Genomic DNA, 20,864 nt, shown 5'->3' with positions numbered 1-20,864 from the left:
TCACCCTTCACTTTTTATCTCCCTTTGACATTTTATCAATCGCTTCCCATAACCCGTTGAGATAGGTTGCTCCCAGGGCCCGGTCATAGAGGCCATAGCCGGGCATGGAAACCTCGCCCCAGATGGCCCGGCCGTGATCCGGCCGAATGGGACCGTCAAAGCCGATGTCGTAAAGGGCTTTTACAATGGCAAAAATATCCATGGAACCGTCGCTGGAAAGATGGGCGGCTTCCTCAAAATCGCCGGGAGCGTTGTGGCGCAGGTTCCGCACATGGGCAAAGTGGATGCGGCCTTTGAGGGCCCGGATGATATCGGGAATGTCATTGGCGGGATTAGTCCCCAGGCTCCCGGTACAAAGGGTAACCCCGTGGTGAACATCGTCCACCAGGCCCACCAGCCGCAGGAGCTTTTCCTTATCCGTCACGATCCGGGGCAGACCGAAAACCGGCCACGCGGGATCATCGGGGTGAATGGCCATATTGATGTGATACCTATTGCAGACCGGCATGATCCGTTCAATAAAATATTTCAGGTTGGCAAGGAGTTTTTCGCCGTCTATGTCCTTGTACATGGCAAAAAGTTCCTTCAGCCTGCCCAAACGCTCCGGCTCCCAGCCCGCAAGGACATAGCCCTTGGACTGGGCGCTGATGGAATTGGTCATGGCGTCGGGATCAATGGTATCAATGATTTTTTGATTATAGGCCATGGTGGTACTGCCGTCGGCCCGCTTTTTCGCCAGATCCGTGCGGGTCCAGTCAAAGACGGGCATGAAGTTGTAACACACCAGGTGGATGTCCGCCTGTCCCAGCCGTTCCAGGGTGGTGATATAATGCTCGATGTACTGTTCCCGCTCCGGGGCGCCGGTCTTGATGGCGTCGTGGATGTTGACGCTCTCGATCCCCGCAATGGAAAGCCCCGCGGCCTCCACTTCTTTTTTCAGGGCAAGAATGGCGTCCGTTTCCCAAACCTCCCCCGGCAGCGTCCCGTAGAGGGTAGTGATAACTCCCGTAACACCGGGCACTTGCCGGATCTGTTCCAGGGTAACGGAATCGTAACCGGGTCCGAACCAACGCATGGTCATTTGCATAAAATACTCCTCAAAAAATACAAAATTATCCCCTTTACCGTAAACTTTCCCCAAACAAAAGTTTTGGGAATATCGCCCCCTTACCCAAATATCATATTGGGGATCCAAAGTACCAGACCAGGGAGGAATACCAGGATCGCCAGTTCCAGCAGCACCGCCGCCAGAAAGGGCAGGCTCGCCTTGGTGTACTCCTCCGGGGGACAGTTAATAATGCCGCACACCGTGTACAGGGCCGATCCAATGGGCGGGGTCATCACCCCCAGGGTGACGACGGTCGCCATCAGCACCCCAAAGTGGACCGGATCAATACCAACGCTTTTTACCATGGGGAGGAAAATCGGCGTTAAAAGGAGGAAGTTCACGTTACTGTCCACGAACATACCGGTGATAAAAAGGAAGCCCAGCATGATAAGCACCAGGATCTGGGGATTATCGGTGATGCCGAAGATTAGGTTGCTCAAAACCACCGGCAGCTTTACCCAGGTGATGGCGTAGCTGAAGGGACCGGACATGGCGATGATCAGCATGATGGCGCCGTTATCTTTCAGGGTGGTGATCAGGGCCTCCTTGAAATTTTTCCACGTCAGTTCTTTATAGACAAACCTGCCGATGATCAGGGCGTAAACCACCGCGAAGGCCCCGGATTCCGAAGGGGTGAACACCCCGAAGCGGATCCCCACGATGAGGATCACCGGGAAGAGCAGCGCCCAGATAGACTCTTTCAGGTTTGCGCCGATTTCTCCGAAGGTCAGCCGGGGGGCGTCCGGCTTGGGGGGATCGTAGCGCTTGATTCGGGAGGTAAGGCTGGTGGTGGCCATTAAAAAGACCATCATGAGAATGCCGGGGATGATCCCCGCCGCAAACAGCCGTCCGATGGAAACCTCCCCCACAAAGCCGAAGATGATGAGCCCCAGGCTCGGGGGGATGGTGGCGGTGATTAGGGCGGTGATGCAGTTCACCGCGCAGATATAGCCCTTGCGGTAACCGAGGCGCATCATCTCCGGGCCCAGGATCCGGGTCTCCATGGCGGCGTCGGCGGTGGCGGACCCGGAAACGCCGCCCATGAGGGTACTCATCACCACGCTGATCTGGGCGGTGCCCCCATACATGCGCCGGGTGACCAACCGGGCCAGGCTCAGGAGCCGCTGGGTGATCCCCGACACGTTCATCAGGTTCCCCGCGAAGATAAAGAAGGGCACGGCGAGAAAGGCGAAGGATTGGCTCTGGGACACGATCATCTGGGTGGCGGTCTCAAAATTGAGAAACTCCACGGAAGAAAAATACGCGAACCCCGCGATGCCGATCACAAAGGCGATAGGCATACCCAGTACGAGAAAAACAACAAAACAGATGAGCAATAAGGTCATTCCGCGCCTCCTGTTGTTTCGTTTTTGTTGGAGTCCGCATTGAAGTTCAAAATACTGCGCCTGATTTTAAGCATGGTGGATACGACCATGGACAGGGCGGTAACCACAATGCTTAAGGTAACCAGGGAATAGGGAATCGGTATGGATTGATATTTTCGGACCCGCTCGGTTATCGCCAGGCGGATACCGAAGACCATGATGACCACCAGGGCGCAAAGGATAATGATATAAAGCAGTATTTCTACGATCTTTTGAATTTTCCGGGGAAAGCGGCGGGTCACCAGATCAACCCCTACCAACTGACCGCTCCGCCAGGCGATATCCGCCCCCAGGAAAGCCGTCCATGCCAGCAGGAACATGGCAAGATCGATGTTCCAGGACATGGAAATCCGGAAAAAACGCAGGATGGCGGACAAAAACACAAAGGCCACCAAAAATATAAAGCCGGTCCCGCAAACAACCACTTCGGCTTTACAAAGGGCGTGATACAGTTTTCGCATAAAATCCACCTTTAGTTAGAGAGAAGTTAAAAGTGAGGAGTTAAAAGAGAGGAGTGAAAAATTAAAAGTGAGGAGTGAGGAGTTGAACGTGAGGAGCGGAGCAAATATCCCATTCCTCTCTCCTAACTCCTCTCTGTATCAACTCTCCTCTCCTGCCTTCTCTCTCCTAACTCCTCCCTTTATCAACTCCTATCTTCTCCCTCCTAACTATAAATTCCTCTTACAGTCCCAATTCTCTGAACAGCCGGTCCTTGAGTCCCGCGGAGAAGCCCAGATCGTTGTTGGTGTACAGCGGGGCAATGGCATCCTGGAATTCTTTCAGGCTTACTTCGGTGATGGTGACGCCCTTGTCTTTCATCTGCTGATAGTAGGTGGCTTCTTCGGACGCGATAATCTGGCTGTACTTCTGGGCGGTTTCCCGGATGGTATCAAGGAAAATTTTCCGGTCCGCTTCGGGCATCGAAGTGAGCAGCTTGGTGGAACAGACAAAGGATGACTGGAGCATATAGTGTTTGGTCAGGGCCAGGTACTTGGTAACTTCGTAAATAGCCGAGCCATAGGCGGTGGCGACCTGAACCTCGCAGCCGTCCAGGGTTTTTTGCTGGATGCCCGGGAGTACTTCGCCCCAGGATATGCCGATATTGGCAAAGCCCAGGTACTTGGCCAGGGCGTTACCGATATTGTTGCCGAAGCCCCGGATCCGCAGCCCCTTAAGGCCGGCAACGCCGTTGACCGGGGTGGTGGTGTAGAAACTGCGGAAACCGTTGTACATGTCCGCCACAAAGGTAATTCCCTGGGCTTCGAGTTTGGCCTGCCACTCTTTGAAGATCGCCGTATCGGGCAGCTTCTCCAAAACCGCCATATCCGTCAGCACATAGGGGGCCATCAGGATGTTGAGGTCCGGGATATTGAACTGGCTCGCCAGCCGTCCGGGGTCGGAAGGAACCACCAGGGGCACGCCGGTTTTCGCCTGGGTCACCAGGTCGTCGGTGTTGGCCGACAGGGCGCCGTTGACCTGCACATCGGCCTGGAAGCGGCCCGTGGCGTTCAGCTTGTCCGCTACTTCCTGCATCATCCGGCTTTGGCCGGTGGTGGCCGCCTCGGTTCCCGCAAAGATAACAGATATCTTCGCCGCGCCCCCGCTCGATGATCCGCCCTGCTGGCCGCCGCCGGCACATACGAGACCCGCGGTGATAACCATCATCAGGGCCGTTAAAAGCATCTTCCGTGTCATGTTCATACATTTCCTCCAATCAATTTTTAACACTCCCAGGGAGCATTATGCAAGTATTCTATCATGCTTGTATGCCAGGGTCAAATAAAATTTTTTAAATACTGCCGTTCCCTCGATCCTCCGGGCCATGGCTCACTCGAAGGAAAGCGCCACCTTGCGGATCTCCGGGTCCCCGGAGTCGATCCGTTGGAAGGCTTCGATGGCCTCGGCAAAGGGAAATATATGGGAGACTTGCCCCTCAATCGTAATTTTACCCGCTTTGTAGGCGTTGATCACCTCCTCAAATTTGTGATTCTGCAGCCGGGACCCCCGGATATCCAACTCCTTGGCGGTGATCTTAAACTGCTGTACCGGGGAGGGCTCCTCCAAAAAGGCCATGGTGATCACCCTGCCGGCGTTGCAGGTAAGGTCCGTGAGCAGAGGCAGGGAACCGGGGAAGCCCGCGGCATCAATGGAAACCGTGGGGCCCCACCGGGTGTATTCCTTTAATTTTGCGGCCAGGTCCTCCTTCTTGGAATTGATGATCCGGGACACCCCCAGGGCTGCCGCTTCCTCCAGACGTTGATCCACCACGTCGGACACGATGATCCGGGCGCCGGTCAACAGTACCGCCTTAATCAGGCTTTTCCCCAGCGCCCCGGCGCCGAGGATGAAGACGATGTCCTCTTTGGTGATCTGCGCCCGGGAGCAGGACTGGAAGGCGATGCTCATGGGTTCGATCATCACCGCATCGGTAAAGGCAAGCCCTGAGGGGAGGAGGTGCATGGCCTCCTCCCCGGCGGTAACATACTCCCGGTAGCCGCCGTCGATATGCACCCCCCGCACTTTCATATTACAGCAGATATTGGGCCGGCCTATTTTGCAGGGGTAACATTCCCCGCAGGCAACGATCTGGTCGATGATCACCGGGTCCCCGGCTTTCACCTTGGTAACCTCCTTCCCGGTTTCAACCACCACCCCCACGATCTCGTGGCCCATCACCCGGGGGTAGGTCGCCACCGGGGAGGTCCCATGGTAGATATGCACGTCGGAGCCGCAGATACCGGCGGCCTTCATCTTAACCAGCACATCCCTGGGGCCCTCGATTTTTGGCTCCTCCACATCGATCATTTTGAGAACCCGGGGTTTTTCCGTTAGCAGTTGTTTCATACTTCAGCCTCCAATCCATTTAAGCGGAATAGTGACAAGCTGGGGCAGCAATATCAGCAGATATACCATGATGACCTGGAAAATATAATAGGGAATAACCGGCCCCAAAAGTTCCTCCATTTTGACTTTTCCCGTGGCGCAGGCGACGTTGAGTACCGGTCCCACCGGTGGGGAGGTCAGGCCCAGCACGTTTGCCAGGGTAAACACCACCCCAAAGTACACCAGGTCGATGTGGGCGGCCTTGAGCAGGGGCAGCATGATCGGGGTCATGATCAGAATGGTAGGCACCACGTCCACGCAGGTTCCCATCAGGATAATGATCGTCTGCAGCACCACGTTGAGGAGCATGGGTCTGCTTACCAAGGGGCTGAGGGAAGCGGTTATCAGTTGGGGAATCCGGGAGATGGTGAGGAAATACGCCGCAACCTGGGCGGCGGCGGCAAGGAACATGACCACCGCGGACATCTTCGCCGCGGCGATAAACGCCTGAAAGAGATTTTTCGGCGTAAGTTCCCGGTATACGAAGACCCCGATGATGAGGGCATAGACCACGGCCACAACGCCGGCTTCGGTGGCGGTAAATATGCCGCCCCGCAGTCCGAAAAGGATGATGAGGGGGAGCAGCAACGCCCACAGGCCGTCAAAAAATATCTTTATCGTTTCCTTAAGGGTTGGCTTGGGCGCGTCGGATTTTATCGCATCCTTGCGGGAAACGACATACCAGACAACGCTCATCCCGATGGTGAGATAGATTGCCGGGGCTATCCCCCCCATGAACAGGGATTTGATTGACACCCCCGCGGCCACGCCATAGACGATCATGGGGATAGACGGCGGCATAATGGGGGCCACGATGTTCGCGCTTGCCACAAGGCCCGCAGCCTTCGCCCGGTTATACCCCGAATTGGCCATCATGGGGATAAGGATCGCCCCCAAAGCCGCGGTGCTTGCCACGGCGGAACCCACAAGGCTCGCAAACATGAGGCAGGCGAGGATCGTCACATAGCCCAGTCCGCCCCGAACCCGTCCCACAAAGATGTTGCAGAAGGCGATGATCCGCTTGGTAAGGCCCCCCTTGTTCATCAATTCCCCGGCCAGCACAAAAAACGGCAGGGCCATCATGGTGACGCTGTCGGTTCCCCGCATGAGCTGGGCGGCCACGGTCTGGGGGTTAGTCGCGTTCCCCCCCATGGCCAAGGCGGTGGACACCCCCGAGAGGATGAGGGAGAAGGCAATGGGAAGCCCCAGCATTATCGAAATAACCAGGGAAGCCAAAAAAACAGACGTATATAAAGCAACCATAGTGTTCCTCCTCCTTATTGCACATCCGCGGTCTGGGGTTCTTCGGCGTCATCCCGAATTTTGATGAGATCGGAAACCGGTATTTTCAGGATAAGCAGCCGGAACAGATTTGCCAGGGCGATGATGCTAATGGCAATGCCGGTTATAAGCCCCGATGTATAAACAAGAAAAGTCGGGAATTTGGTGGCTACCCAGTTGTCATTCAAATTCTGGAGAACCAGCCCCCAACTTCCCTGGGTTAAAATGACCATGAGCCAAATGATACAGATCTGCACCAGGGCATAAATAATTTTTTGGCAGATAACCGGTACCCGGTTCAAAACGCTGTCAATAAGAAGATGGCGGTTGTCCCGCATGGCCCCAATGGAACCCAGATACACGAGGTATATGAAACAAAGCCGGGCGATTTCCTCGGACCACGCAAAACCCTTGCTGAACAGATACCGGAAAACCACATTCATAAAGACAAGGACTATCATGACCGCCAGAAAAAAGGCAATGAGAATTTCAATGCCCCTGAAAAGGGTATTCAAAAACTTTTTCAACAAACCCCCCTTAATTATTAGTGAAGAGGGAGAAGGTAGGAGTGAGGAGTTTAAAAGTGAGAAGTGAGGATTCTACGTTCCCCCTAACTCCTACTTAACTCCTAACTCCTCTCTCCTCACTTCCCCCTCTCTCCTCACGTTAATTCCTAACTTCTCTCTCCTAACTCCTGCCTTTAACCCCTACTGGACTGCTTTAATCCGGTCGGTCAGGGGCTTTGCCCAGGCGTGTTGTGCGAAAAGCTGGTTGGTAAGGGGCTGGAGCATCTGGATGATCCGCGCCTGATCCGCCGCGGTGGTGGGGGTTACCGTTACGCCCTTGTCCTTGAGGAACTGCCGGTCACTGTCCACACTCTTGATATAGTCATCCCAGGCTTTTGCTGCCGTGGCCTTGGCCGCGTCGCTCACGATCTTCTGCTGGGCAGGGGTGAGTTTATCGTAGAAGGGGGCGCTGACCACGATCTCCAGGGTGGCGATGATGTGGTTGGTCTCGTAAAGGTATTTCTGCACTTCATAGAAGGCTTCACTGATGACCGTTACCATGCCGTTATCCTGTCCGTCCACCACGCCGGTCTCCAGGGCGCTGAAGAGTTCTCCCAGGGGGATAACCTGGGCGCTGGCCCCGAGGTTTTCCGCGATCCCTACGTGGATGGGGTTACCGGGCATCCGGAACTTCTGGCCCTTGAAATCGTCCACCGAGGTGAGTTTTTTGTTGCTGGTAAAGGTCCGGGCGCTGTTCGGTCCCCAGGCCAGCATATGTACCGTGGGGAATTTCTGGTGGAATTCCGTGTTGATCTCCTCGGCAATGGAACCGGTCCAAACCTTCTTTGCGTGGCTCAGGTCCCGGTACAGGAAGGGCCAGTCGGAGATCATCATGGTGGGGTATTCCTGGTTCATGGGGGTACCGACGATGGCGACCTCAATGGTCCCGTTCCGGACACCGTTCCAGAGATCGGCTTCGTTTCCGAGGGTACCGGAGTGGTATATGTCCACCGTCAGGGCGCCGCCGGAGGCGCTTTCAATCTGGGGTTTGAATACCGTGTCCAGGGCCGCCGCCATGGGATGGCTGGCGCCCCAGTTGTCCCCGACCTTGATGGTCAGCTTTTGCTGCGCGGCGGAACCACTCGATTGGGCTCCGCCCCCGGCAAATACACTTCCGGCGGCAATCAAAACCGCCAGAACCGCCAATAAAAACCGTCTGGTAATGTGCATGCTTTCCTCCTGAAAAATTGAATTATAAGTATGGTAGCATGGTAGTATTCAGCCGTCAAGTTTTTTTTACGTTAATTCAGGACAAAAGTCTTTGTATCCCGTATAAAATATAAATGCATTTACCCCGGATTAAATATATAGAAATAGCGGGTTTGAAGAGAATTCACCACGAACCACACAAACCTCACGAACAAAAGAGAGAATTCAGGTATAAATTCCGGAATATCGAAGCAAAAGCTCGTGGTTAATTATTCCTCCTGTTCGTGGTGTTCGAGTGGTTCGTGGTTAAAAATTTCTAGGGCTTTATCCTAATTTTGCCCGGCTTGACACATCCCTTGATCTTTATGATATAATAAGATGCGATTTTTCATCTTGAAGGGCGGAGCAGCAGGTTTTCACGGAAATCGGCCGGTGGAGCTTGTTTTAACAGTAACCGGGTTTTGAAACTGGCTTGGATGGCAAAAGATTCGTCCTGAAGTTCACCCTCAAAAGCGTGTTGAGGGTATTACACCCGTATATTTCAATAAATTACCTGCGGAGGGAGCAATGCCGGAAGTATCGTCGGATGTGGCGGCCGCCAATACGGAAAAATACCTTATTTTTACCATTTTGGGGAAGTTTTATACCTTTCCGTCCCGGTTTATCAGTGAAGTTACCGCCTTTGACCACGTTTATCCGCTGCCCTTGCTGCCGAATTATGTCCGGGGCATCATCAACCGGTACGCCGTGCCCTTCGCCCTTATCGACATCGGGCTCCTCATCCGGGAAACCGCCACCCCCGAATCCAAGGTGGTGGTGCTGAAGGAAACAGTGGATAAGCTCGCCTTCCTTATTGACGATGTGGTGGATATTATTGATATTCCGGTTTCCAGTCTTCTGCAGGTTTCGCAGGGTGCGGAACAGGGTGATGGCAGCGACATTATCGAAGCTTCCTTTGAATGGCATGATACCCATGTATTCGTCCTCGGCGTCCGGCAGATTATCAACCGGGTAAAAGCCGATTTTGAGCTTTAGGGCGTTTCCCCATGCGGTATTTTTTATGTCCGGTCGAACAATTTTTTTTGGGCGTCCCCGAAGATGCGGTAGCCGCCATCATGATCTATTCCGAAGGGGTGACCAAGACCGTCTCCCGGTATGAAGGGGGGGATACCTTTTTTTCCCTGCCCCATTTTTTCGGCCTGGCCGATAGGACGGTTCGGCATGGTATTATCTTAAAGTCATCGAAGCCGGGGGCTTCGCAAAACAACGGGGCCGCTTCGGAACCGGAGGAAGGTGCCCGGAATATACTTTTGGTAAGTTCCGTGGAACGGGAAGCGGATGTCCCCCCGGAGGAGATATACTCCCTGCCGGAACTACTTTTGGCTTCGGGACACCTCTCCTTTTTTACCGGCATTGCTTTTGAGCGATCCCTCATGATCGCCTTAATTGATCCGGCAGCACTTATTGCCCAGATCTTCCGTATGCAAGGAGAGCCGGTATGATACGAACCCTCATCGTGGACGACAGCGCCTTGGTGCGGACCATTATCCGGGATTTTTTGGAAAGCGACGGATCTTTTACGGTGGTCGGCGAGGCGGAAAATGGCCTGGAGGCTCTGCAAAAAGCCCGGACTCTCAATCCGGACCTGATCACCATGGATATTGAGATGCCCGTCATGGACGGCCTTGAGGCGATTGAGGGGATCATGAAAACGATGACCAGCCCCATTGTGGTGATCAGTACCAAAGATACGGCTAAAAACGCCTACGAGGCCACGGTTAAAGGGGCGATAGAATTCTATTCCAAGGTTAATTTTACTACTGCCATAAGTTCCGAAAAACGGCAGGAGATCCTTTGCTCCCTCAAGCGGATCTCCCGGACCAAGGGCTCGCATCAGACCTCCCAATCCCAGCTCAACCGGGAGGTTGTAGCCCGGGAGATCCGGGGGGTGGTGATCGCCGCATCCACCGGAGGCCCCAAGGCGCTGATGTCCCTCTGCGCCGCCATTCCCGCGACGTTTCCCGTGCCGATGGTCCTGGTTCAGCACAACTCCTCGGGGTTTGACGCGGGCTTTGCCCAATGGCTCAACGATTATACCCCCCTGGTGGTAAAACTGGCGGAGGATCGGGAAGTCCCGGAAAAGGGAAAACTCTATGTGGCCCCTACGGACAAACATCTGGCGCTTTCCGGGGGGCGGTTTATCTTTGACACCGGGGAACCGGTACACAACCAAAAACCCGCGGCGGATATCCTCTTTAAGAGTGCGGCCAAATATTGGGGGGCCGGGGCCATTTCGGTGGTCCTTACCGGGATGGGCTCCGACGGCGCCGAGGGCACCCGGTATATACGACAAGCCGGGGGGATCACCATTGCCCAGGATGAGGCTTCCTCCATGATCTACGGTATGCCCAAGGCTGCCTTAGACACCGGCTGTGTGGACCTGGTTTTACCCCTGGACCAGATTTCCTTTAAACTTATTGAGCTTACTAACCCATGAATACCAAGGCCCAGACTCAAAAACAATCGGATGCCTCCCCCAAAAAAGCCTTGCCAACAGTACCCCCATCGGCAGATGCTGCCCCGGAGCTGTTCCGGAACCCGGTTATCGAAAATTTATACCGCCGGGTAGAACAGACCCTGGGGATCCGGGCTGCCGACGATGCCCTGGAAAAACTGCGGGAGTACCTGGAACAGCAGTACGGCGCAAACTGTTTTGATGCTCCCCATTTTTATGAACAGATCCTCTCCTTCCCCGAGGATATTTTTACCGCCGCCCGGTTTCTAACGATCAATGAAACCTATTTTTTCCGGGAAAGCGCCTATTTCGATCTGCTCCGGCAGGAACTGCTGCCCCGTTTTGCCCGGCTGTCCCGTCCGGTCCGGGTATGTTCCGCGGCGACCTCCATTGGCTGCGAAGCCTATAGCCTGGCTATGGTGATGGACGATTATTGCCGGACCGTGCAGGCCTTTGGTTTTGGGATTGACGCCTTTGACGTGGACCCCGAGGCCATTGCCGCTGCCAAAACGGGCCGGTATACGGGAAATGCCCTGCGGGAAGACGGGATCCGCTGGAAATTCCTCCTGGACCGTTATACCCAGACCGAGGGGCAGGATTTTGTTATCGATCCTGCGTTACGGAAACGGGTCCGTTTTTATACCCATAACCTCCTGGACGGCCTGTGGGGTAACCGCTACGATCTTATCTTCTTCCGCAATGCCCTTATCTATTTTTCCGAGGATAAACGTAAAATTATCCTCGATCATTTGGCGGATGCCCTCTTTGACGGGGGGTTCCTGGTTTTGGGAGTTTCCGAGACCCCGATAGTCACCCAGCCGCAGCTGGAGAGCCAATACACCCAGGACACTTTCTATTTTCGGAAGATCCCCGAAGGCACGGCGCCGTCTGAACCACCGGCCCCGGAGCCGGTGGTCATGCCCCGGGCAGCGGCGGACCGGAAAAAACCGCCCCGGATCGAGCCCGGGGAGCCGCCCCCCGACCCCCCCCCGCCCCGGGAACCCCGGAAAAAGACCGTGATAACGGCGGCGGAACCCGAGGGAATCGCCGTCCTTATCGACGACCGCGAGGGGGGGCATCCCATTGCCGGGAAACTGCCGGAATTGGTTCGGCGGACCGCGGAAGGGACGGACCCCCCTTCCGGCGATGAACTTTTGGCCGCGGTGATCTATCTTTTAGGTCAGGGGGACTTCTCCGGGGCGGATACGCTGCTCTCCTTTATCGAAAAATACCACAACTCCGCCTTTACCCTGTTTCTCAGGGGGGAATACCACTATTTTAACCAACGGAAGCAGGAGGCCGAGTCGAGCTACAAGGAAGCGACCGGTAAAAACGCGGCCTTTTGGCCAGCCTTTTACCGGCTTTGTACGCTGGCCGCGGAGGGAAATCCGGTCCAGTACGAATACAAGATCCGCAAGGCCCTGGAAAGCATCAAGCAGGGCAAAGAAAAGCACTACGAAATCTTTATTGGGGGTTTTTCCCCGGATTATTACCAACGGGCCTTAGAAAAACGCTTAGGTTAGTCAGCAAATCACTACAACAATCCGATAATAATTATATGAGGTATTCCCAAAATTTCATTTTTTGAGGATACCGCCTTGAATTGAGCGGAAAAACGGGCTTTTGACCGCTTTTCCCCGAACCAATCCCCCAAAACGGCCCGTGTTTTGGGATTGGTCCGGTATTCAAGAATAAGAGGTACCTATGATTTTTAAAAACTTAAAAGTCTCCGCTAAATTAATAGGCTGCGGCTTGGTTTTTCTTTTGCCCATTACGGTGATGCTTTCCATTATCATCACGGAGGTGGAAGTATCATCCCTCCTCCTTTTTTTCGTGGGCTTTACGGTTTTTTTGGCCTTCTGCGTCCTCGCCTTTTTCGTTATCGATATTACCCGGTCTGCCGACAGTCTCAAACAGCTTTTTAGAAGCCTTGAGGAAAATGACCTTGCCTTGACCCTGACGGTCCGGTCCGGGGACGAATTCGGCGAACTCATAAGCGCTTTTAACCATTTCCTCGCCCGGCTCCGGGAGGTTTTTAATGCCGTTGGCCATGACGCCAATATGATGGTCATCGCGGTGTACGAACTTTCCGCCTCGGCCAAAGAGATAACCACCACCGCCAATCAGCAGTCCGCCAGTGTCTCGGAGATCGTCAGTACCATGGAAAGCAACAAAAATCTGTCGGAGCAGATGGCGGCAAAAACCGCGGAGGTGGCGGACCTGGCTAAACAGACCCAGGATTTCAGCAGGAAGGGGGTGGACCTGTGGGGCGCAAATCAGGAAATGATGGAAGAGATCCGGACCCAGAATGGAAAGATCATCAACGAAATAAAAAATCTTTCGGATATGATCCAGCGGATAAACGAAGCCATCGGCATCATTGACGGCATCGCGGACCAGACCAAGCTCATCGCCTTCAACGCCTCCCTGGAAGCCTCCTCCTCCGGGGAAGCGGGGGCGCGGTTTGCGGTGGTAGCCGCCGAGATCCGGCGTTTCGCGGACAATGTCGTGGATTCCACCAGGGAGATAACCCAAAAAATTGAGGAAGTCCAGGCCGCTTCCCAGGTCCTTATTGCCGAGGCCAACAACGGATCCAAACAGATAGATCAGGGCTATGAGCGGATGGTGGAACAGAAGGCGGTGTTTGAAAATATCGTGGAAAATTCCCAAAACGTCGCCACCCGGTCTCAGCAAATTTCCAATCTGAGTAAACAGCAGGAATACGCTTCATCCCAAATTCTGTCAACCCTCAAAGAAATATCCGCCGGGGTAAAACAGTTTGTAACCTCCACGGCCTCTACCTCAAAGATAGCGGATAACCTCAACGGCATGTCCCAGGGATTGCAGCAGACAATGGGAAAATACCGGACCGGCGAATGACCGGTTTTAATTTGTAAGGAGCTTTACCATGGTAAGTTTGAACGATAGAATACGCCGGGAAGAACGGAACGGGGAAGTGATCATCAACTATTTCCGCCTTGCCTTGGCAGTCATCTATGTGCTGGGGATGGTGATAATTTCTATTACCCAACGCCTAAAAGGTTTTGAAGCCCTGCCCTGGCGAAGTTACGGCGGCCCCCTTGCCTTTGTGCTTGAATCCATAATTCTTCTGTTCTATCTGCGGAAACGGGAGTTGCTGCATCCGTACCTCAAATACTGTTATGTGGTTTTGGATATGATGATTATATCGATGACTATCTTCATATCCGGAACCTATTATGAAAGCTTAATGCCCATTACCTTTTTGAGCATCCAGGCGCTTTTTTATATCCTGTTGATCGTTCTGGGGGCCTTCCGGTACAATGTTCCCTGCGCGTTTTTTTCCGGTATTTTGGCCGGGGTTCTTTACGCCGTGGTGATAATCCTTCAGGGAGAGTTTCTTGACGTGCCCTACACCGCCATCGTCAGGGGCCAGATGCTGCCGGTGAGCTTTCCCCTCTACAACGAGGCCTTCCGGGTACTGTCCTTTGTTTTGGCGGGGGTTATCACCGGCATAGCCAGCAAGCGGCACCACGCCCTGCTCAACACCATGCTCAAGATCGAGGAGGACGCCGCCACCGCCGCTTCCAAAACCGTGACCCAGACCCGGGGAATCGCCAAAACCATTCAAGAATCCACCGACGAGATCTTTCATTCATCCAAGGATATTTTTACCACCGCCAATAATCAAGCGGCCAGCGTGGAAGAGATTGTCAGCACCATGAACGAAAACACCCGGATTGCGGCGGATATCGCCGACAAGACCGGCAGCGTGGCTACTATCGCTACCAGAATGGAAGAAGACGTAAATCAGGGTTTTTCCGTGCTGGAAAACAATGTAATCAAGATGGGGGATATAAAGGAAAAAAACAACGGGGTTATCTCCGGAATTGTTGCCCTGGGGAATAAAATATCCCGGATTCGGGATATTGTCAAGACCATCAACACCATCACCGATCAGACCAAGGTCATCGCCTTTAACGCCGCCCTGGAAGCGGCCAGCGCCGGGGATAAGGGAAAGCGTTTCGCGGTGGTGGCCAGCGAGGTAAACCGCCTGGCCGATGACATTGCCAGCCTGACCAAACAGATTCGGGAACAGGTGGAGGAGATCCAGAATTCGTCCTCGGCCCTGATCATTTCCAGCGAGGAGGGGGCGGATAAAATTACCGAAGGGTACAAGCTTATCAAGGACCTGGAGGATATCTTTAAGGAGATCCGCTCCGGGGCGGAGATCACCTCCAATCAGGCCCGGATCATCACCATCAGTACCCAAAAACAGCAAAAATCCACCGAGCAGATCAATATAGCCATCACCGATATTTCCAACGGCCTGAATAGTTTTATCCATTCTACGGAAGTTGTCACCGCCTCCGCCGAAGGGCTTACCCAGCTGGCAAAGGAATTGGAGCGGGTATTAAGCGCCAAGGTTGCCCAGGACCTGCCGGCGGAAGCCGGGGATCCGCTCCTGAACCTTGACAACTTTGAGGTGAAAAGTTCGGCGGCCGCCCTTACCGACGGGTAACGGAGGGGAGCGATATGGCTATTGATAAAGAAAAATACATCGGTAAATTTATCGATGAGGGCATTGAAAATATCGCCGCCGTGGAATCCCTGCTGTTTGAGGTACGGGAAGGTTCTGCTATCGATGATGATCTGTCCACCCTGCTGCGGGCGCTGCACACCCTGAAAGGTTCTGCCCGGATGCTGGAGTTCCACCGGATCGAAATCCTCGCCCACGCCCTGGAAAGCGTTTTTGCGGCGGTCAAGGAACAGCGGATCGATCTTTCCGACCATGCCCTGCGGCTCATCCTGGCCGCCCTGGACACCCTCAAAATGGGGTTGGGGATCATACAAAACACCAAAAACGACGATATGGACATCCGGGACTTTGAGAAGGAATTGACCGCCCTGGCGGCGAATGAAGATTTCCTCATACCCCGGAATTCCCAGGAGCCGGAAGAAACCGGGCCCGCGGAACATCCCGAACCGGAATCAAAAACCGCGGAGGGCGGGGAGGCCGGAACCGGCAAGGTCCCTCAAAAGAGAAGCCACAAAAAAAAACAAGCCCCAAAAGACCAGGCTGCCGTAGAAACCCAGGCGCCGGATAGTACTTCTGTTACTGTATCAGACAGTCCATCCGATGGACCATCCGATAAACCATCCGCTCAGGATACTGCCCCCGGGGAGACAGAAGAAAAAGACCCCCCCCTGCCGGAAACCAAGGGGCGGCAGGGGACGAAACGGGAGGAAGTAAAATCGGAGAGTATCCGTTTGCCGCTGGCGAAAATCGACGGTATCATAAGAAGTATCGCTTCCCTGCAATCCCTGGAAATTTCCGCCAAGACCATTGCCATGGAAACCGAAGGGATGAACGATATGGTTAAACGGATTGCCGGGACGATTAAGGCGGAAAGCCACCTGAATCCCGCCCTAGCGGCCCAATTCCGTCAGTTGGAACAACTGGTCAACAAAAGCGCCGCCACCGTTAAAAACTACGCTATCGACGCGGGGAACCTTACTAAAAACGCCTATGATAGCGTCATCTCCCTGCGGATGCTGCCCATCTCCACCATCCTGGACGCCTATCCCCGGTATGTTTTTGAACTGGCCGCGGAACTGGGAAAAAAGGTGCAGATCCACATTGAGGGAACCGAAAACGAAATCGACAAAAACATCATCGAAACCCTCTCGGACGTTTTTCTCCACATGGTCCGCAATGCCCTGGACCATGGCATTGAAAAGCCGGAGGAACGGCGGCTCAAAAATAAAAATGAAACCGGCCAACTCCGTATCCACTGTTCCCGGGAAAGCGGGAACATGAAGATCGTCATCTCCGATGACGGCCGGGGGATCGATCCCGAGGGGATCCGGAAAAAGCTGGTGGAAGGGGGGGTAGTCACCGCGGCGGTGGCGGCCTCCCTCTCCCGGGAGGAACTGACCAACTACATTTTTCGGAACGGCTTTTCCACCTCTAAAACCATCAACAATATTTCCGGCCGGGGGGTCGGCATGGATGCGGTACGGACCGGCATTGATCAGCTTAAGGGGAGTATCCTGGTGGAAAGCGTCCCCGGTCAGGGCACTACCTTTACCATCCTGGTACCCCTTTCCATCGCCTCCCTCATGGGCTTCCCCATCTCCTGCGGAAACATGAAATTTATCATCCCCGCCAACTTTGTGGATAGCATACTCCTGATCGACCGGGGGGAGATCATCACCGTGGTTGATCGGCCGGGGATCAAATTTGAAAACCGGATCATTAAGTTGTATTATCTGAGCCAGCTTCTGCGGATCCAAACCGAAGGACTGCAGGGGGAGGGGACCTTCTTTGTGGTGATCATCCACGCCTTTGACGAGATGATCGCCCTGGCCATTGACCGGATCAGCAGCATGCGGCAGGTGATCCTCAAATCCCTGCCCTCGGTGATGGAGGGACTTTCTGTTTTTTCCGGGGCCGTGGTAAGTGAGGACTACGAGATGGTGCCTGCCCTCCATATGCCCACGGTGATCAGGATGGCCCGGCGTACAAAATCCATCGACATGAAAAAACGCCACATCGAATACGAAAACTTACGGAAGTCCATCCTGGTGGTGGATGATTCCCTGCCGACCCGGGAAATTGAGGGGGATATACTCCAAACGGAAGGTTACCGGGTAGACACCGCGGCGGACGGCGTGGAGGCCCTGGACAAGGCGAAGAATTCCCGTTATGATTTGATCTGTACCGACCTCAACATGCCTCTGATGGACGGTTTTATGCTTACTGAAAATATCCGCAAAAATGTCGAATTGGCGGACATTCCCATCATCGTCATCTCCTCCAAGTCCAGTGAGGAAGATCAACGGCGGGCGGCCATGCTGGGGGCTAACCGGTATATTGTAAAAAATTCTTTTAACAATCACAACTTGCTTTTGGCAGTGCGGGAGCTTATCGGGGAAGCGAATGGATGAGGGATTACCAAAGGATGAGGTAAAACGGATCCTCGTTTTTGAAGATTCGGATATTTTTGCCGATATGTTGGTGGAATTCCTCAATAATGCGGGGTATGTTACCAGCCGGGCGGTCAACGGCTTTGAGGGTATCAAGCAGGTGTATACCTTTCTGCCCCACCTGATCGTTACCGATATAGAGATGCCCCTTTTTAAAGGCTACCAGGCAACCCGCCTCTTAAAATCCCGGAAAAATACCCGGGACATTCCCATCATCATGTTTACTACCTTGAGTGAAATCAAAGACCGGTTCTGGGGAGGCCAGGCAGGGGCGGATTGGTATCTTGAAAAGTCACCGGATAACTTTGAGGAATTGGGGGCCCGGATCAAGGAGTTCCTGACCGAAAGGCCGGATCCGGATTTTAAGGCCATAAGCCAGGAAGGTAAACGGGTTGACGATAACACCCTGATTGAAACGGTAAACAACCTCCTGGATCACAAACTCTTCCAGACCACCCTGATTGGGATGCTCACCGAATTGTCCGGACGGATCGGTTCCCTGGAGGAGATCCTCCGGGGTTTTTTCGATCTTTTAACCTACGTGTGTGAAGCGGAGATAACTTCGGTAATGATAAAAAGTACCGACAACTCCCTGTTTGTGTATACCGCCAACCGTGCGGGTTTTGCCCCCCGTATTGTGGATGATTTTACCGCCATTACCATCGCGGATTTTAACGCCCAATTCCCCGATTATAAGGTTATTTCCAAAGACACCGTTGACTTTTATCCCCCGGGGGATAAAAAGAAACCCATCGAATCCTATATAGTGGTTCCCCTGGTAAGCGCCGGGGAAAAGTTCGCCACCGTACATATCGCCAATGCTATTAAAGAGTATTTTTCTCCGGTGATCATGGAGAACCTCAATGTTTTTCTTTACGCCGCGGCGCCGGTATTGGCCAATGCCCTTTCGCTGCTGGAGATGGATGTTCTGCAGAAAAAGACCCGCCAGGCCTTTGCCCGTTATGTGCCCGAGGATGTCATGGACGAGATTATCCGCAAATCCCAGGACTCGGGAACCCAGAGCGAGACCCGGAACCTGGCGGTGCTTTTTGCGGACATCAGGAATTTTACCAAAATATCCGAAACCGCAAGCGCCCAGGAGGTGGTGGCCTTCCTCAACGCCTATTTCTCCCTCATGGGAAACCAGATTATCGACGGGGGCGGGCATGTGGATAAATTCATCGGCGATGCCATCATGGCCGTCTTCGGGGTCCCCAAGCCCCTGCCCAATGTGGCGGTCAGCGCGATCTCTTCGGCGATCAATATGATCCGGACCCTGCCCCAGGTGGATACCCAGCGGATCAACCTGCGTCCGGGGGAATTTTTCATCGGCATCGGCATTAACTACGGGGAATGTGTGGTGGGAAACATCGGCTTCAAGGACAGAATGGACTATACCGTTATCGGTGATACGGTTAACATCGCCTCCCGGCTGGAAGGGACCACCAAACAATACCGCCACCCCATCATAGTTTCGGAGTATATGTATCATGCCGCCAAGGATTTTTTTATTTTCAGAAAGGTAGACAGCGTCCGGGTGATCGGGAAAAACCAGTCCGTGGGACTCTACGCGGTATATGCGGCCTTTGCCGGGGAAGAGGCCCGGAAGGATGATCCGGCCTTTCCCCCGTCCCTGGTCATTCACCAGGAACTCTTGGACCAGTACAACAAGGGGCTCAAGCTTTTTTATTTGCGGGAATGGGAGACCGCCCGCCGTTATTTCCTGGACGCCCTCATCATAGACCCCAAGGACTACCTCTCCACCTTCTATCTGGAACGGACCGAAGCCTATATCCGGGAGCCGCCCCCGCCGGAGGCGGATATTACCACCAACTTGACGGAAAAGTAGGGGAGCGGTTTCAATCCGCTTGGTTTTGAAGCTGCCGCAGCAGCTCATCCATGTCTTCATCGGTTCCGATACTTACCCGCAGATAATCCCGGATCCGGGGCTTATCGAAACGCCGGACCAGGATGCCCCGCTCCCGGAGGGCGGCAAAAACCGCTGCCCCGGAAAGCCGGGGATGCCGGATAAAGATGAAATTTGCCGCCGAGGGGATCACTTCAAAGCCCCACTCCCGCAGCCGGGCGGAGACCCGTTCCCGGGTATGTATTATCTGTTGGTTGATTTTGTGGTAATAAGCGGTATCGGAGACCGCCGCCACAGCCCCGGCCAGGGCAAGCCGGTCCAGGGTATAGGAATTAAAGGAATCCCGGATCCGGGAGAGGCCCTGGATAAGCTCCTCCTGGCCGATGGCGAATCCCACCCTGAGTCCTGCCAGGGAAGCGGCCTTGGAGAGGGTGTGGATCGTGAGGAGGTTGGGGTACTCCTGGATATGGGGAACCGTTGACTCCCCCCCAAAGGCCCCATAGGCTTCGTCCACGATCACCACCCGGCCCGCGTTCCCCTGGTACCCGGTCACGGAGAGGATGTCCTTGAGGGGCAGGGCCCGGCCGGTGGGGGCATTGGGGTTGGGAAAGATCACCCCCCCGGCGGGGAAGAGGTAATCCTCGGCGTTGATGGAAAAATCATTGGTGAGGGGTATGGTCCTGAAGGGAATGTCCCAGAGCCCCGCATAGACCGGGTAAAAACTGTAGGTGATGTCCGGAAAAAGCACGGGCCGCGTCCCCCCCGGACCGCCCCCAAAGGGGCCCGGCTCCACCGGAAGAATATCCCCGGCGGAGGGAAAAAAGGCGGCAAAGGCAAAGGCCAGGACCTCATCGGAGCCGTTTCCCGCAAACACCTGTTCCGGCCTAACCCGGTAGGCTTCAGCCACCGCTTCCCGCAGGGCCGTACAGCGGGGGTCCGGGTACAGCCTGAGCCCCTCCCCCGCCGCTTCCCGGATGGCCGCAATCACCCTGGGCGACGGCGGATAGGGGTTTTCGTTGGTGTTGAGCTTGATAAGCCGCCGTTCCCGGGGCTGTTCCCCCGGCACATAGGGCTCCAAAGCCCTCACCCTGTTATTCCAAAACCTGCTCATACCGCTCCCGCCCTAATCATCCCTCCCTCC

General features: G+C 54.4%; 17 protein-coding genes. 8 read left to right on the top strand and 9 right to left on the bottom strand.

Annotated features, from left to right (window positions below):
- Positions 1-7: 7 nt before the first annotated feature.
- From uxuA to LQZ21_RS06630, 8 genes are all read right to left on the bottom strand, one after another.
- The gene (gene uxuA / locus LQZ21_RS06665; RefSeq protein WP_411043475.1) at positions 8-1,087 is read right to left on the bottom strand and encodes a mannonate dehydratase; all 1,080 of its coding nucleotides are present in this window, start codon (positions 1,085-1,087) and stop codon (positions 8-10) included.
- Between the two features lie 80 nt (positions 1,088-1,167).
- Positions 1,168-2,454 carry a TRAP transporter large permease gene (locus LQZ21_RS06660; protein ID WP_411043474.1) on the bottom strand — a complete coding sequence of 429 codons (1,287 nt, stop codon included), beginning with the start codon at positions 2,452-2,454 and terminating at the stop codon, positions 1,168-1,170.
- Positions 2,451-2,954 carry a TRAP transporter small permease gene (locus tag LQZ21_RS06655; RefSeq protein WP_411043472.1) on the bottom strand — a complete coding sequence of 168 codons (504 nt, stop codon included), beginning with the start codon at positions 2,952-2,954 and terminating at the stop codon, positions 2,451-2,453. Before LQZ21_RS06655 ends, LQZ21_RS06660 begins: the two co-directional genes overlap by 4 nt.
- Before the next feature lie 220 nt (positions 2,955-3,174).
- Entirely contained in the window at positions 3,175-4,194 is a 1,020-nt protein-coding gene (gene dctP / locus LQZ21_RS06650; protein ID WP_411043470.1) for a TRAP transporter substrate-binding protein DctP, read from the bottom strand.
- A 126-nt stretch (positions 4,195-4,320) separates the two neighbouring features.
- Positions 4,321-5,337 (bottom strand): alcohol dehydrogenase catalytic domain-containing protein, encoded by a 1,017-nt coding sequence (locus LQZ21_RS06645; protein WP_411043469.1) that lies wholly within the window; start codon positions 5,335-5,337, stop codon positions 4,321-4,323.
- A gap of 3 nt (positions 5,338-5,340) precedes the next feature.
- Positions 5,341-6,639, bottom strand: a complete 1,299-nt coding sequence (locus tag LQZ21_RS06640) for a TRAP transporter large permease (protein ID WP_411043467.1) — start codon at positions 6,637-6,639, stop codon at positions 5,341-5,343.
- A gap of 14 nt (positions 6,640-6,653) precedes the next feature.
- On the bottom strand, positions 6,654-7,184 hold the full coding sequence (locus LQZ21_RS06635; protein WP_411043465.1) for a TRAP transporter small permease: 531 nt from the start codon (positions 7,182-7,184) through the stop codon (positions 6,654-6,656).
- 180 nt (positions 7,185-7,364) lie between these two features.
- Positions 7,365-8,393: a TRAP transporter substrate-binding protein gene (locus LQZ21_RS06630; RefSeq protein WP_411043464.1), complete on the bottom strand. Its 1,029-nt coding sequence runs from the start codon at positions 8,391-8,393 to the stop codon at positions 7,365-7,367.
- Between the two features lie 546 nt (positions 8,394-8,939).
- Between LQZ21_RS06630 and LQZ21_RS06625 the strand changes: the two genes are divergently transcribed.
- From LQZ21_RS06625 to LQZ21_RS06590, 8 genes are all read left to right on the top strand, one after another.
- On the top strand, positions 8,940-9,407 hold the full coding sequence (locus LQZ21_RS06625; protein ID WP_411043462.1) for a chemotaxis protein CheW: 468 nt from the start codon (positions 8,940-8,942) through the stop codon (positions 9,405-9,407).
- A gap of 11 nt (positions 9,408-9,418) precedes the next feature.
- Positions 9,419-9,874 carry a hypothetical protein gene (locus tag LQZ21_RS06620; protein ID WP_411043461.1) on the top strand — a complete coding sequence of 152 codons (456 nt, stop codon included), beginning with the start codon at positions 9,419-9,421 and terminating at the stop codon, positions 9,872-9,874.
- Positions 9,871-10,869: a chemotaxis-specific protein-glutamate methyltransferase CheB gene (cheB, locus tag LQZ21_RS06615; RefSeq protein ID WP_411043460.1), complete on the top strand. Its 999-nt coding sequence runs from the start codon at positions 9,871-9,873 to the stop codon at positions 10,867-10,869. Before LQZ21_RS06620 ends, cheB begins: the two co-directional genes overlap by 4 nt.
- A complete protein-coding gene (locus tag LQZ21_RS06610; protein WP_411043459.1) occupies positions 10,866-12,410 on the top strand; it encodes a CheR family methyltransferase in 1,545 nt (514 codons plus the stop codon). The genes cheB and LQZ21_RS06610 overlap by 4 nt, the downstream gene beginning before the upstream one ends.
- Before the next feature lie 181 nt (positions 12,411-12,591).
- Positions 12,592-13,767, top strand: a complete 1,176-nt coding sequence (locus LQZ21_RS06605) for a methyl-accepting chemotaxis protein (protein WP_411043458.1) — start codon at positions 12,592-12,594, stop codon at positions 13,765-13,767.
- 28 nt (positions 13,768-13,795) lie between these two features.
- Positions 13,796-15,388: a methyl-accepting chemotaxis protein gene (locus tag LQZ21_RS06600; RefSeq protein ID WP_411043457.1), complete on the top strand. Its 1,593-nt coding sequence runs from the start codon at positions 13,796-13,798 to the stop codon at positions 15,386-15,388.
- Positions 15,389-15,402: 14 nt separating this feature from the next.
- On the top strand, positions 15,403-17,817 hold the full coding sequence (locus LQZ21_RS06595) for a hybrid sensor histidine kinase/response regulator (protein ID WP_411043456.1): 2,415 nt from the start codon (positions 15,403-15,405) through the stop codon (positions 17,815-17,817).
- Complete coding sequence (locus tag LQZ21_RS06590) at positions 17,810-19,705, top strand: adenylate/guanylate cyclase domain-containing protein (RefSeq protein ID WP_411043455.1); 1,896 nt, start codon at positions 17,810-17,812, stop codon at positions 19,703-19,705. Before LQZ21_RS06595 ends, LQZ21_RS06590 begins: the two co-directional genes overlap by 8 nt.
- Positions 19,706-19,715: 10 nt before the next feature.
- Here LQZ21_RS06590 and LQZ21_RS06585 read toward each other — a convergent pair whose 3' ends face one another.
- On the bottom strand, positions 19,716-20,834 hold the full coding sequence (locus LQZ21_RS06585; protein WP_411043454.1) for a pyridoxal phosphate-dependent aminotransferase: 1,119 nt from the start codon (positions 20,832-20,834) through the stop codon (positions 19,716-19,718).
- Positions 20,835-20,864 lie beyond the last annotated feature (30 nt).

Origin of the sequence: Treponema sp. TIM-1, assembly GCF_046533115.1 — a bacterium.
Lineage (GTDB): Bacteria > Spirochaetota > Spirochaetia > Treponematales > Breznakiellaceae > JAIRMO01.
This window is presented reverse-complemented; position numbering and strand designations above follow the sequence as displayed.